Below are 13,373 nucleotides of genomic sequence, written 5' to 3'. Positions count from 1 at the left end.
CCTACCCGATCGCTGGGGGTCAGTTGATCGAGCCGATGAGAAGCGAGGGCCGTGGAGGTCGCCTGCCTCCTTGTGGCCAGCGCTTTCTGCTAGCGTGGCGCGCCATGGAGATCTGGCGCGCTCCTCTGGAGTTCCGGCGTGCGTGTGACGAGGCGCGGCAGCGCGGCGCGCGCGTCGGCCTCGTCCCCACGATGGGCGCCCTGCACCGCGGCCACCAGACGCTCATCGAAGAGGCCCGCAAGCGCGCCGATTTCGTCGTCGTCTCGATCTTCGTGAACCCCACGCAGTTCGGCCCGAACGAGGACTTCTCCCGCTACCCGCGGGACCTCGAAGGCGACGCGAAGAAGTGCGCGGAGGCCGGGGCGCACGGCATCTTCGCGCCCGCGCCCGCCGACATGTACCCGCCCGGCGACGAGACACGCGTGCACGTCGGCGCCACGGCCGCGGGCCTCTGCGGCGTGCACCGGCCCGGACACTTCGAAGGCGTGGCCACGGTCGTCACGAAATTGTTTGCGCTCGTAGGACCTTCGATCGCGCTCTTCGGCCGCAAGGACTACCAGCAGCTCAAAGTGATCGAGCGTTTTGCGCGCGACCTCTTCCTGCCCGTCGAGGTCCTCGGCGTGCGGACCGTGCGCGAGCCGGACGGGCTCGCGATGTCGTCGCGCAACGCGTACCTGTCGGCCGAGGCCCGCGCGCAGGCGCTCGCCATCCCGCGGGGATTGTCGGCCGCGGCGCGCGCGTTCGCCGCGGGGGAGCGTCGCGCCGGCATGCTCACCGCGCTCGCGCGCGGGCACATCACGCCCGTCGCGAGCGCGATCGACTACGTGGACGTGGCCGACGCGGAGACGCTCGCCGTGCTCGGCCCCGAGGAGCACACGCCGGATCGCGTGCTGCTCGCAGTCGCGGCCCGCATCGGCGGCGCGCGGCTCATCGACAACCTGGTGCTCGGCGAGGATCCGAGCCCACTCAGGCCCGACGGATCGAAGGAAGGAGACGAGGAACGCCATGCGTGAAGGCGAGGACGGAAACGACGGCCTGTTCGTCGTCTTCGAGGGCATCGACGGCGCGGGGACGACGACCCAAGCCGCGCGCTACGGCTCGTTTTTGCGCGGCCGGCGAAGGCTCGCGCACGTGACGCGCGAGCCGAGCGGCGGGCCGATGGGCTCGCTCCTCCGGCTCGTGCTCACCCAGCGCGTGAACCTGCCGTCGAGGCACCGCGACTCCACGATGGCGCTGCTCTTCGCGGCCGACCGGCTCGATCACATCGAGACCGAGGTCGCGCCGCACCTGCGCGACGGGTACGTGGTCATCTCGGATCGTTACGAGCTTTCGAGCATCATCTACCAGTCGATCGGGATCGAGGACGAGGGCGCGCGCGCCGACATGATCGCCTGGATCCGCCACTGCAACCGCCACGCCCTCAAGCCGGACATCACGGTCGTCGTGGACGTCGATCCGGAGGTCGCCGCGCAACGCAGGCGCGCCCGCGGCGGCGCGAGCGAGCTCTTCGAGGAGCCGGAGCTGCAGGCCCGCCTCGCCCGCGCCTACTTCGAGGCCGACAAGATCATCGGCGGCGATCGGCTCGTGCACGTGGATGGCAACGGCGACGTCGACACCGTCACCGCCGCGATCATCCGCGCCCTCGAGCCCTACGTGCGCGAGGGGCCCTGATCACGTCACGAGGTTGACCGCGAGCTGCGCATGACGCTCACCGGACACGCGCATCACTTCCTCTCCCGGCTCGACCGGCTCTCGGTGCCGCACCTCGATATCGCCCTCTCGCTGTATCGCGACGATGGTCTCCTCCGGCACATCCTGGACACCGCGCGTGTCCCGGAGGGCATGGAACGTGTGGCCGTGTCGCTCGCGGATCCCGAGAACGGGCCCTTCCTCGTCGTCACGCGCGACGGCAAGTTCGTCACGTGCCTCGGCGAGGGGATGAGCGCCAAGAACCTCCACGTCGTCACCCGCGAGCGGCTCGACGCGATCACGAGCCGGGTCGCGATGTGGCGCGAGCGCAGCGAGCGAGCCCTCTCCGTGCAGGGCAACGCGGGCGAGTTCATGCGCGCCCTCTACGAGCGAGGACCTTGGCTCCCCCGCGAGCAGTTCCAGGCCATCGCCGCGCTGCAACCGTTCCTGGCGATCCACCTCTTGCGCTGGCTCATCGAGGAGTTCCAGGAGGTCCAGAACATGCGCCAGCGCCTCCTCCGCGAGATGCCGAAGAGCGGGAAGTTGCATCGGAGGTTCGACGAGCTCTTGCACCTGTTCTGGTGTCGGTCCTGGACGATCGGGCACCTGTCGGTGCTCGCCGCGATGGACGGCAAGACGCCCTTTGAGCACCTGCCGGAGGTCGCGCGGGCCCCCGTCGCGACGATCAACTACTCGTGGTTCAGCGTCTCGCAGATGCTCGTCGGCAACGCGCTCCGCGGCATCTGGGGCGCGGCGCGCATCGGCAAGGATCTGCTCTCGGTCTACAAGAGGGAATGCGAAGCGGCCGTGACCCTCCACGAGCTCATCGACGCCGCGTTCACGCTCACCGTGATGGGTTGCCGTCACGCGCGCTTGCGGGCGGAGATCAAGAAGGCGCTCTCGCCGAACGGCCTCTCGCCGACGACACCGGACTTCGTCGTGGCCGTCCGCGAGCTCATGCTGCAAGTCCTCGACACCGAGGACACCCACGGCCCGACGGGCGCCCTCCATCAGCACGGCAGGGCCGGCGCGGAGCTCGCGGTCGCCTTCTCGAAGCGCCTCCCCCCGACGTCGGCCTACCATTTCAAGGAAATCGAGGAGGTGCCGCCGGAGATCGCGTATCGCACCCTGCTGCTCGACGCGACGGACTTCGTGAACCATCGCGAGGTGTTCCCGACGATGACCCTTGCGCTCCAGTGGCTCTCGCACGCGACGCCCGACGATCTCTACCTGCCCGCCGATTACATCGCCGCCATCCGCACCCCCTACGACCCGCGCCAGGTGCTCGCTCTCCTCCGCGACGACCGCAGCACCCAGAAGGCCATCCTCACGGAGGCGGCCAAGACCAGGCAGGCCGGCCCCACCCGCAGCGCGCCGTGCCCTTGCGGGAGCGGGAAGAAGTACAAGCGCTGCTGCAGCGAACGCGAGCGCTAACCTCGTGTCCTGAAGCGGCGCGCCCGAGCGCGGCTCCACGCGCGCCCCCCTCCACGAGGACGGCGACGCGTCGAGCACCTCAGCGCCGTCCGACGCCTTTCACGGCGTGTGACAGACGGCCTCGATGTTGTTCCCGTCCGGATCCAGCACGAAGGCCCCGTAATAATTCGGGTGGTACATGGGGCGGAGCCCGGGCGGGCCGTTGTCCTTGCCTCCGGCGCGGATCGCGGCCTCGTAAAACGCGTCGACCGTCTTGCGATCCGCGGCGAGGAACGCGACGTGCTGGCGGTAGCCCACCTCGCCCGCGCCGAGCCAGAAATCGGGTTTGCCCTTCTCTCCGAGCCCGACCACGCCGGGGAACTCCATCATCACCGCATAACCGAGGGGCGCGAGAGCGGCCGCGTAAAACGCCTTGCTCTTCTCCAGTTCACGAACGCCGACAGAGATATGGTCAATCATGCGCGGCATCCTACCCGAGCGAAGGAACCGTGTCGCCACGAATTCCTTCGCCCAGGTGCCCCCCCGACAAACGCTCCGTCAATCCATGGCGGAGGTGGGCGCAGGCTCCGGCGCGGGCGGGTCCGCCACCTCGCAGACGGCGTTCGCGATCGTCACGTCGTCGAGGTTCCACCCCGAGACCGTGAACACGCCGCCATTGCCCACCTCGAAGCCGAACCGCACGCGTAGGGCCGGATTGCGGTACGCCGTGAGGTCGTACGTCACGAGCGTCCACGCCGCGTCCTTGAGCGCGGGCGGGCCCCCCGAGTTCCACACAGAGACCCACGTGCTGCCGTCGAAGACGTCGATGGTGTTCGTCATGTACGGCGCGTAATCGCTGTTGAGCCACCGGTAGAAGGAGAGCCACAACGAGCCCGTGCCGCTCGTGTCGATCGCGGGGCTCACGAGGTACGCGGGCGGGTGAACGGACTCGGCCGCATACCCCCCGATGTTCACGCCCGCGATGCCGTTGTCGGCCGTCGACGTGCGGTCCGTGTCCGGATCCTCGGAGCCATGGGACGCGTTGCCCGGGGAGGCCTTCGCGGGGCCGATCTGCCACTCGCCTTCGAGCGTCCAGCCAGCCGTGTTGTCCGCGAACGTCTCGTGCAGGTACACGACGTACCCCTCGGCCTTGCCGCCCGTGCAGGACCCCGCCGAGCACGTCTCGCCCACCGTGCACGCGTTGCCATCCTCGCAAGCTCCGCCCTCGTTGACCGGCGCGCCCACGCAAGCGCCCGCCGCGTCGCAGACGCCCTCGTTGCAGTCGTTCTTGGCGGACGCGCAAGCCACGCCCGGCGTCGGCACCCGCTGACAAACGCCCGACACGTCGCACATCCCCGTGTTGCACTCGTCGGCGACCTCGGTGCACGAGAGGCCCGCGCCGCGCGGCGTCCCCACGCACGCCCCCGTGGCGGCGTCGCAAACGCCCTCGTTGCAGTCGTCGGCGGCGCCCGTGCAGTCCTTCGGGCCTCCCCCCTGGCAAATCCCTGCGGCGCAGGTCTTGCCCGTCAGGCACGGGTCGCCGCCGTTCTCGCACGCGACGCCCTCGTTGCCGGGGACGGGCTCGCAGCCGCCCGTCGCGGGGTTGCAGACCGCGACGTGACAATCGTCGGGCACGGGCGCGAAGTGGCAGCTCTTCGGGACCCCGGCGCAGGCGCCGCCCTTGCAGGTCGCGGAGACCATGCACGGGTCGCTCGACACGCATGGCGCGCCATCGAGCGCAGGTCCTTCGTCGCAGGAAGCCGTGGCCTCGTGGCAGGTCACGACCGAGCAGGGCGCAGCCTCGATGCCGCACGGGTTCGGCCCGCCCCCGACGCAAACGCCGCCCTGGCAGCTATCGCCCACGGTGCAGAAGAGGCCATCCTCGCAGGAGGTCCCCGCGGCGCGAGGGATGACGGCGCAACGCTTCGTCTCCGCGTCGCAGACGGACACGAGGCAAGGCGGCGTGTCGATGAGCGAGCAATCCACGGGGCAGTCCATCGCCCCGAGGGTGGCCCCGCCTTCTCCGCCGCTGCCCTGCGCGTCGCTTTCGCTGCCGCCGCCCTGCCCACGTTCGGCATCGGAGACCTGCCGCGCGCACCCCGCAGCGACGAAGCTCACGGACACGGCGAGAATGCGCCCCCAATTCATCCATTCCTTCATCGTCGACCCACCTCTCTGCCGCGGCGAGGCCCGAATCCTCGCCCATACGGCGCGGCGACGCACCCTTGTCCGGAACGTCGCGCGTAGCCGCGACGCACCAGTTTTTCCAAATTGAACGTCCGAGATCGCAATCAGACGTCCCCCGATTGCGATCCAGACTTCGCAAGGCCATCCTTTCGACGAATGCCGATCCTTCGATGCCCTCGTCGAACCCCATCCTCCATTCGCGGGTGCTTGCCGCGCACGTCCGCGCCGTATACATCGATCTTGCTCCGTCGTCGCCCCCCGAGCGCCTCGAATCCATCGAGTGCACGGCCTCCCGGCGGCGCAAAGCTCCCCGATCGGTGATGGATGACGAGGCACCGAGCGGATGGTCGTCTTTCTCCAGTTTCCCAGGAGTAAACATGTTTTTCCGCGCATCCCGCATGACGAGCACAACGCAGGTCGGACATTTGGGGCGCTCCCTCGCCTTCGGCGGCGCACACCCGAAGACCCTCTGCGCCTTCGCGGCGCTCTGCGTCTCTTCGCTCGGACTCGCGTGCAGCGCGTCCGGGGACCGTAACGGGCAAGCCTCGAACGGCGTGGAGGAGACGAGCGGCACGGGGGGTGGCGGCGGCGCGAATCCGGGCAGCGCCACCGGCACGGGCGGCGACATGTTCGATTTCGACGGCGGCATGATGAGCAGCGGCGCAGGCGGGGACGAGACCTGCGCGCAGACCGGCGGAAAGGCCGAGCCCGTCGAGCTCGATCTCGTCATCCTGCTCGACCGCTCCGGCAGCATGTACGGCCAGAACTGGAACGGCGCGACGGCCGCGCTCAAGCAATTCGTGGAGGATCCGGCCTCGGCAGGGATGAACGTTGGTATCCTGTATTTCCCCGTGGATGCCCCGCCGGACGGGCTCGTTTGCAACCACAACCATTACGACGACCTTTCCGTCGCGGTCGGGACCTTGCCCGGGAACGCGCCGGCCCTCGTCCAGTCGATCAACGGCGAGAGCCCGAACGGCGGCTCGACGCCGATGTACGGCGCGCTCGAAGGCGCGCTCTTCAATGCGACCGCCTACAAGGACGCGCACCCGAGCCACAAGGTCATCCTGGTCTTCGCGAGCGACGGCGATCCCAATAGCTGTCCCGGCAACCAGAACGACATCCCGAGCATCGCGGGCCTGGCGAAGGCCGCGCTCGATTACAACGGCGTCGAGACGTACGTCGTCGCCATCAACGGCGCGAGCGTCTTGAACCTCGACCAGATCGCCGCCGCCGGCGGGACCACGAAGTCCTACGACATCACCGCGAACGTCTCCCAGTTCGCGCAAAAGATGACCGAGATCCGCACGAAGGCCCTCGCTTGCGAATTCCTGGTCCCCGAGCCCTCCGGCGACGACCCGCTCGAGCTCGACAAGGCCACGGTCAAGCACACGAACGGCGCGGGCATCGAAACGGAGATCCCCCACGCCAAGAGCGCCGCCGACTGCGGCGTGGGCCCCGGCTGGTATTACGACGACCCGAAAAAGGCGCAAAAGATCCTGCTCTGCCCCGCCTCCTGCCAGGTCGTCCAGGCAGATCCGGACGGCAAGCTCGACATCCTCTTCGGCTGCAAGCCCGACATCCATTGAAGCGCCGCCGAGCGGTTCGGCGCTCTACGGCTTCTTCTTCAACGCCTCCAAGGCCTCGCGCAGCTCGTCCTCGGTGAACGGGAGCCGCGCGAGCGCCGCCTTCTCGTCGGCGAGCGCGAGCTCGAGCGCCCGCTGGGCCTCGCGCGCCCGCCCGATCCACGCCGACGCCTCGCCCGTCCGATCGCCGAGCCGCACCGTCCCCTCCATCATCTTGAGCCCCTTCTCCAGGAGCACGCGGTAACGCAGCCGCATCGCCCCTTCGAAGAGCTGCTTCTTGCGAAGCGTGTCGGCCGCCGCGGGCGGAGGCACCCGCATCACGTCGCGGTGCAGCTCCTGGTAGAGCTGCCCCACGCGGTAGCCCGCCATCGCCGACCGGTGCGCGTCCAGGCTGCGCATCGCCTCGGTGTACGCCCCCTGCGCGTCGAGGAGCCCCTGGCAGCGCTTTTCGAGCGTCTCGGCGAAGTTCGGCGGCATGGGCTCGAACTTGATCGCCTCGCTCCGCTTCCGCCGCACCTCGCCGAGCGCGAACCAGAGCTGCGCGAGCTCGATCGGCGGCTTGCCCGCCTCGCCCAGCCGCTCGCGCTCCACGAGGTCCCGCGCCACGGAGATCTCGCGCGCCGCCTCCTCCACGAGGTCCTGCTCCACGAGCCCCAGCGCCCGCGCCCCGCGCGCCTCGATGACCTCCAGCACCGCGAGGTCCTGCCGCGCGATGAGCTTCTCCGCCACGGCGACGAGCTCGCTCCAGCGCTCCAGGTACGCGAGCGCCCGACCGAGACGAAAGAGCGCGCTGCGCTCGAGCGCGTGGCCCGGGAAGCGCCGGACGAGCTCGCGGAGCCGCGTCGCCGAAGCCTCCCGCTCCCCGAGCGCCTCGTACCCCACGGCCGCGTTGTAGAGGCTCGCCGCTCCGATCTCGCCGTCGGGCGCGTGACGCTCCAGTTTGTCGAAGACCTCGGCCGCCTCCCGGTGCTTTCCGCCGAGCAAGAGCGCCTTCGCGCGCTCGAACTCCTGCACGAGGCCGGCCTCGGTGTACGACGAGACCACGACGGGCGAGACCTCGATCACGGGTCCGCCGTCGGCCTTCGGCGCAGGCCGACGAACCTCCGGGCGAGGTCCGGACGAACCACACCCCACGAGCAAGCCGGCGAGGACGAGAGTGACTGCGAGGCGCGTGTTCGTGAAAAAAAACATCCCTACCCCCACCGAGCGGCCCCTGGTTTCACGTGTCTCCATCCCCCGAGACCACGTCTTCCGCGCGCCTGCGTGAGGTCGGCCGGAGGCGACGCGGACGAACCCGACCGGAGTGGAAATGTCGACCGAGGAAGCACATGAGCCACGCGGAAAGGGGATCCGAGGCCGCGCGTCCTAGGGTACCTTGAAAACATCGAGCGCGGCTCCCCGTCCTCGGGGGCCGGCTCGATGATGGACCAGCAAGCGGGGCTCATCGCAGCAAAGAACGGGAGCCCTCACCTGGAGGTGGGCATGATGAAGCGGGAGATCGAGACCGATTCCGATGCCGAGCGGCTGAACCATGCAGAGATGCGCCATCGGGAGCTCGATGCGCGCCTCGCCGAGCTCGGGCGGCACGCATACCTGACGCCCGACGAGCAGCTCGAGATGGCCGAGCTGAAGAAGCAAAAGCTCAAGGCGAAGGACGAGATCCACGCCCTCCGCCGGGGAACATCCTGACGCGGGGCGACCGGGCGCGAGAGAACCCCTTCGAACGAACGAGAGCGCCGATCGGCAAGACCGATGCGGCGCTCTCGGCGTTTCGGGCCTCGGCGAGCTCTACTTCGGCGCCGGGGCCGCGGGCGGGGCCGCGCCGGGATCGGCCTTCTTCTCGGCGGCGTCTTCGCCCTTCTTCGTGTCGTCGACCTTGTCTTCGACGCTCTCGATGCCGCCGTACACGTCCTTGTTGAGATCCGTCAGCGCGTCTTCGAGCCGCTTCTTCTCGTCGCCCGAGAGACCGCCCGGCGTGTTCTTCTCGGTGGCGGCGGCGACGGCGAGCCAGTGGCGCGCGTTGTCGCGGTAGCCACGCTTCGGATCGGCCACGCCGCCCGGCACGTTCGCGGCGAGCTGGAGGCCCGCGAGCCGGTAGTCCGTCATGCCGCGGAGGTAGGCGTACTTCGCCTGCTCGGCGTCGGAGAGCGAGTCGATGTCGGGCTCGAGCACGCGGAAGAGCGCGAGCGCCTTCTCGTACTGGTTCTCCTCGTAGTGCTTCTGCGCCCGCTCCAGATCTTGACGGTACGTGGCGCAGCCGAGCAGCACGCTGCCGAGCAGTGCCAACGCGGACAGGGTCGAGACGAGCGAGGCCAAACGAGGCATGCGCGGAGGGTATCCCCGGGCTCGGCCGGGGATCAAGTATCTCCCGCGGACGAAACGCGGCGTCGCGCCCCGAGGGCCCCGAGCGCGGCGAGGGCGAGGAGCGCTCGGGCCCCGCCCGCGTCCCCGGACGTGCTCCCCGGGACGGCGCAGGCGCAGGCGGTGCTCGCCTGGGTCGTCGCGGGCGTGGCGGCGGATCCGGGCTTCTTCTCGTCAGTTTTGCAGGACCAGCTCTCGGTGCCCCGGTAGCTGCACTGCTCGATGACGCTCCCGCTCGCGCGGCGGGCGAGGACGTTCACCTCGGGGCCGTCCACGGAGAATTCGAGGAAGTGATGCACCGACTCGAAGTGCTGCTGCTCCGGGGCGCGGCTGCGTTGCTGGTAGAGCGGCGCGCCCGCGCCTCCCGACACGATGTACTTGAGCCCCTGCCCCTCGCCGCGCTCGTAGATGTGATCGTGCCCCGCGATCACGAGCTCCACCTTGTTGTCGCGGAGCATCGGGAGGATCCCTTGTGACGCGAGGCGCCTGTTGCCGCCGTGGTGGCCGCTCGAGAACGGCCCGTGGTGCATCACCGCGATCCGATGCACGAGGCCCGGCTCGTCGAGCGCGCGCGCGAGCTCTGCGCGCAGCCACTCCTTTTCGTCGCCGGTCCACGTATCCATCGCATTCAGCAGGAAAAACCGCGTGTTCGACCAGCGGAACGAGCCGTAGAGGTGCGGGCGCTCCCGCCCGTCGGTCTCGGTCGCCGCGAAGTAGCGGAGGAAATTCACCTGCCCCGTGGGATCGGGCGCGGTGAGCTCGTGGTTGCCGACGGCGACGAAGATGCAGCGGTTCGCGAGCAGCTTGCCTTCGATGCCGAAGAACTCCTGCCACTGCGCCTCGTTGTCCCCGTCCTGGACCATGTCGCCCGTGTGCACGAAAAAATCGGCGGGCGCGGCGTCGATGGCCCGCGCCACGGCCGCGTGCGCCGCGGCGTCCGAGCGGCTGTCACCATAGGCGACGAACTTGAAGGGGCGGGCATCGGCCGGCGCCGTGGTGAAATCCACGGGCTTGCTCTCCACGTCGCCGACCTTCACGCGGTAGGCGTACGTCGTCGCGGGCGCGAGGCCCTCGACGCGGATCGCGTGGAAGCGCTTCTCCGATTCCGAAACCTTCGACGACGTGAACCCCGCGGGCCCTGTCACGAGGACCGTCGCCGGCTCCGGCGTCGAGAGTTCCAGCTTGATCGTGACGGCCGTCTGGCCGAGCGCTTGCAGGTACGGTCCCTTGCGGATCGAAGCGGCTTCGGCTGCGACCGAGGCCCCGAGCAGCGCCGCCGTGATGGAAAGCGCGAGGGTGATGCGAGGGAGGGCGCGCGGACGCGAAGGCGACGGGGACACGACGCTGCCTAGCATGGATCTTGCGCTCATTTCCAGCCGGAGGCCCCCTCGACCACGACAGAGGGTCGCGAGGGCGCGCGGCTGGAAGAATCCGTCGACACCGGGAGTGACCATGTCATGATGCTGCGCCGTAGCCTTAACGGACAGACGGGATTACGGAATGGTGCAGCGCGCGGGTGGAGAGGACGACGCGGGGTTCAACCTGGCCTCGCTCCCTGAAGAGAACCTGCCGCGCCAGTTCGGCAAGTACACGCTTCTGCGTCGGCTGGCCGCCGGCGGGATGGCGGAGATCTTCCTCGCCTTGCACCGCTCGGTGGCGGGCTTCGAGAAGCTCATCGTCATCAAGCGGATCTTGCCCTCGATGAACAACGACCAGGCGTTCATCGAGATGCTGCTGCACGAGGCGCGTGTCGCCGCGACGATGTCGCACCCGAACATCGTGCAGACGTTCGACGTCGGGCAGGTCGACGGGACGTACTTCATCGCCATGGAGCACATCCACGGCGAGGACATCCGCTCCATCGTCCGCGCGATGCGCAAGAAAGGCCTCACGGAGTTCCCGCTGGAGCACGCCGTCTCGATCGGCCTCGGCACCTGCGCGGGCCTCGCCTACGCGCACGAGAAGCGCGATCTCGAAGGCAACCTCCTGCACATCGTGCACCGCGACATCTCGCCGCAGAACATCGTCTGCACGTTCTCGGGCGACGTGAAGATCGTCGACTTCGGCGTGGCCAAGTCGAGCTCGCAGGTCGGCGAGGACACGAAGGACGGCCAGCTCAAGGGCAAAGTCCCGTACATGTCGCCCGAGCAGGCGTCGGGCAGCGACGTCGATTGGCGCAGCGACATCTTCGCCGTCGGCGTGCTGATCTTCGAGCTCACCACGGGCAAACGTCTCTTCAAGGGATCGAGCGAGTTCGAGACGCTGAAGCTCATCTGCGAGAAGGACTATCCGCGCCCGAGCCAGGTCAAACCCGGCTACCCGCCCGCGCTCGAGCGCATCGTGATGAAGTCGCTCGAGAAGAAGCGCGAGGATCGCTACCAGAGCGCGCGCGAGATGCAGAGCGACCTCGAATCCTTCGTCCGCGAGGAGCGCATCCCGGTCTCGCAGATCAGCCTGACGCAGTGGATGCAGTCCCTGTTCCAGGACAAACTGGAGCAGCAGAAGGAGGCGCTGCAGGACGTCAAGCAGCTCGCCGACATCATCGCCATGCAGCACAGCCCCTCGATGTACGAGGGCACGGTGACGGGCGGCGGGGGCATGTCGGCGACGGGCGCTTCGCCGCAGCCGAAGCGTTCGAGCGTGGGTCTCTGGATCGCGCTCGCCGCCGTGGTCCTCGTCGGCGTGGGCGGCTTCTTCTACATGCGCAAGCAGGCCGCCGAGCGTGAGGCGCAGATGCGCGCCGACGCCGAGAAGGCGCAGGCGGTGCGCGCGAAGGAGACGAAGGGCGCGCTCGACATCAAGTGCGGCGCGGACGAGGGCTGCTCGATCTGGATCAACGGCGAGCTGCAGAAGCAGGTCACGCCGGCGAAGGTCGAGGGCCTACCGCTCGACAGCGAGATCAAGGTCAAGCTGACGAAGGAAGGCTTCGAGGCGCACCGCGAGTCGATCACGCTGAGCGAGCAGGCGCCGACGCGCGCCATCCAGGCCGTGATGAAGACCGGATCGGTCACGGTGGTGCTGAAGATCGATCCCCCCGCGACGGTGTGGCTCGACAACAAGCAACTGAAGGGCGTGGTCGAGAAGCTCGAAGGCCTGTCCGCGGGCGAGGAGCACAAGCTCGTCCTCCAGCTCTCGGGCTACCAGCCGAAGACGATCACGTTCACCGCCGAGCAGGGCGAGACCAAGGTCATCCAGGAGCGGCTCGTGAAGGCCGATCCGAACAGCGCCGCCGCGGCCGCGGGCACGGGCAGCCCAAGCGCCGCGGGTGGTGGAGGCGGCGGCAGCGGCAAGGTGCGCGTCACGTCGAAGGGCGGCTTCTGCAACGTGACGATCAACGGCGTCGGCTACGGGTCCACGCCCGTCGAGGCCGTGGTCAACGCGGGCACGGCGCGCGTCACGTGCAAGCCCGACAGCGGCGGCGCGTCGCAGTCGCAGGCCGTGCCGGTGAAGGCCGGCGAGGTCGCGCGCGCGGCCTTCAAGCTGAACTAGTCACGCCGAGACGCGCGGCCGGCGGCGATACCGCAAGCGCGTCACGGGCAGCCCGTCCGCGATGGCGTGGTGCTCGCGCGGGCTCCGCGCGTTGTACGGGTTCTCGACCATCCGCGCCGAACCCGGTTCGTCGCCGCTCGGCTCGAACGCCTCGTGCGCGCCGACCTGCGCTTCGTACATCTCCGCCCGCTCCGCGACGTCGGTCTGCACGTAAAACGCGCCGCCGTCCCGCAAGAGCCGCGCGATCGAGTCGAGCAGGCCCGGCCCCATGACGAGGCGCTTCGCGTGCTTCTTCTTCCACCAGGGGTCGGGGAAATGCATGAAAAACGTGTCGATCGAGGCATCCGGCCCGAGCCGGGAGAGCGCCTCGCGCGCGTCCGCGTTGAGCACGCGCGCCCGCGCGCCGAGCCCTTGTTTCTTGAGCCGATCGTCCACGATCGACGACCATTTCAGCCGGATCTCCAGCCCGAGCAGCCGGCTTTCGGGCGCGGCCGCCGCGCGCTCGAAGAGGAAGCCGCCGCGGCCGGGGCCGATCTCGATCTCGATGGGCCCCTCGCCGGGCAGGATCGAGCCGATGTCGACCGGCCCCTCGTCCGGGAAGCGAGCGGCGTGAGCATACGGATGGTTGGGGCGCGGCCGGAACACCAT

Annotated in this window: 12 protein-coding genes; 6 read left to right on the top strand and 6 right to left on the bottom strand. The window is 69.1% G+C overall.

The features are described 5' to 3' along the window. Nucleotides 1-104: 104 nt before the first annotated feature. The 3 genes from panC to QHF89_RS09665 are packed head-to-tail and all read left to right on the top strand — an operon-like array spanning nucleotide 105 to nucleotide 3,123. Nucleotides 105-1,013, top strand: a complete 909-nt coding sequence (panC, locus tag QHF89_RS09675) for a pantoate--beta-alanine ligase (RefSeq protein ID WP_284720300.1) — start codon at nucleotides 105-107, stop codon at nucleotides 1,011-1,013. Continuing rightward, nucleotides 1,006-1,671, top strand: a complete 666-nt coding sequence (gene tmk / locus QHF89_RS09670; RefSeq protein WP_136965690.1) for a dTMP kinase — start codon at nucleotides 1,006-1,008, stop codon at nucleotides 1,669-1,671. Before panC ends, tmk begins: the two co-directional genes overlap by 8 nt. A gap of 30 nt (nucleotides 1,672-1,701) precedes the next feature. Further along, nucleotides 1,702-3,123, top strand: coding sequence for a YecA family protein (locus QHF89_RS09665; RefSeq protein ID WP_284720299.1), 1,422 nt, complete (start codon nucleotides 1,702-1,704; stop codon nucleotides 3,121-3,123). 99 nt (nucleotides 3,124-3,222) lie between these two features. Here the strand turns inward: QHF89_RS09665 and QHF89_RS09660 are convergent, their stop codons facing one another. Together QHF89_RS09660 and QHF89_RS09655 are read right to left on the bottom strand one after the other, a co-directional pair. After that, complete coding sequence (locus QHF89_RS09660) at nucleotides 3,223-3,582, bottom strand: VOC family protein (protein ID WP_136965691.1); 360 nt, start codon at nucleotides 3,580-3,582, stop codon at nucleotides 3,223-3,225. A 78-nt stretch (nucleotides 3,583-3,660) separates the two neighbouring features. Continuing rightward, nucleotides 3,661-5,262, bottom strand: coding sequence for a choice-of-anchor J domain-containing protein (locus QHF89_RS09655; protein ID WP_136965692.1), 1,602 nt, complete (start codon nucleotides 5,260-5,262; stop codon nucleotides 3,661-3,663). A gap of 425 nt (nucleotides 5,263-5,687) precedes the next feature. On the opposite strand from QHF89_RS09655, the gene QHF89_RS09650 reads away from it, so the two are divergent. Then, nucleotides 5,688-6,878: a vWA domain-containing protein gene (locus tag QHF89_RS09650; RefSeq protein ID WP_136965693.1), complete on the top strand. Its 1,191-nt coding sequence runs from the start codon at nucleotides 5,688-5,690 to the stop codon at nucleotides 6,876-6,878. Nucleotides 6,879-6,902: 24 nt separating this feature from the next. Here the strand turns inward: QHF89_RS09650 and QHF89_RS09645 are convergent, their stop codons facing one another. Continuing rightward, nucleotides 6,903-8,066, bottom strand: a complete 1,164-nt coding sequence (locus QHF89_RS09645) for a tetratricopeptide repeat protein (protein ID WP_136965694.1) — start codon at nucleotides 8,064-8,066, stop codon at nucleotides 6,903-6,905. A 228-nt stretch (nucleotides 8,067-8,294) separates the two neighbouring features. Between QHF89_RS09645 and QHF89_RS09640 the strand changes: the two genes are divergently transcribed. After that, nucleotides 8,295-8,564 (top strand): HP1242/YdcH family protein, encoded by a 270-nt coding sequence (locus QHF89_RS09640; protein WP_136965695.1) that lies wholly within the window; start codon nucleotides 8,295-8,297, stop codon nucleotides 8,562-8,564. Between the two features lie 99 nt (nucleotides 8,565-8,663). On the opposite strand, the gene QHF89_RS09635 is transcribed toward QHF89_RS09640, so the two are convergent. Next, nucleotides 8,664-9,200 (bottom strand): outer membrane protein assembly factor BamD, encoded by a 537-nt coding sequence (locus QHF89_RS09635; RefSeq protein ID WP_136965696.1) that lies wholly within the window; start codon nucleotides 9,198-9,200, stop codon nucleotides 8,664-8,666. Nucleotides 9,201-9,232: 32 nt separating this feature from the next. Beyond that, nucleotides 9,233-10,576, bottom strand: a complete 1,344-nt coding sequence (locus QHF89_RS09630) for a metallophosphoesterase (protein WP_284720298.1) — start codon at nucleotides 10,574-10,576, stop codon at nucleotides 9,233-9,235. 160 nt (nucleotides 10,577-10,736) lie between these two features. Between QHF89_RS09630 and QHF89_RS09625 the strand changes: the two genes are divergently transcribed. Then, a complete protein-coding gene (locus tag QHF89_RS09625; protein WP_136965698.1) occupies nucleotides 10,737-12,725 on the top strand; it encodes a serine/threonine protein kinase in 1,989 nt (662 codons plus the stop codon). Here the strand turns inward: QHF89_RS09625 and trmB are convergent, their stop codons facing one another. After that, nucleotides 12,726-13,373: a tRNA (guanine(46)-N(7))-methyltransferase TrmB gene (gene trmB / locus QHF89_RS09620; protein WP_136965699.1), complete on the bottom strand. Its 648-nt coding sequence runs from the start codon at nucleotides 13,371-13,373 to the stop codon at nucleotides 12,726-12,728.

Origin of the sequence: Polyangium sorediatum (assembly GCF_029946465.1) — a bacterium.
Classification (GTDB): domain Bacteria; phylum Myxococcota_A; class Polyangia; order Polyangiales; family Polyangiaceae; genus Polyangium; species Polyangium fumosum.
The sequence above is the reverse complement of the archived record's forward strand: the minus strand, read 5'-3'. Positions and strand labels throughout refer to the sequence as shown.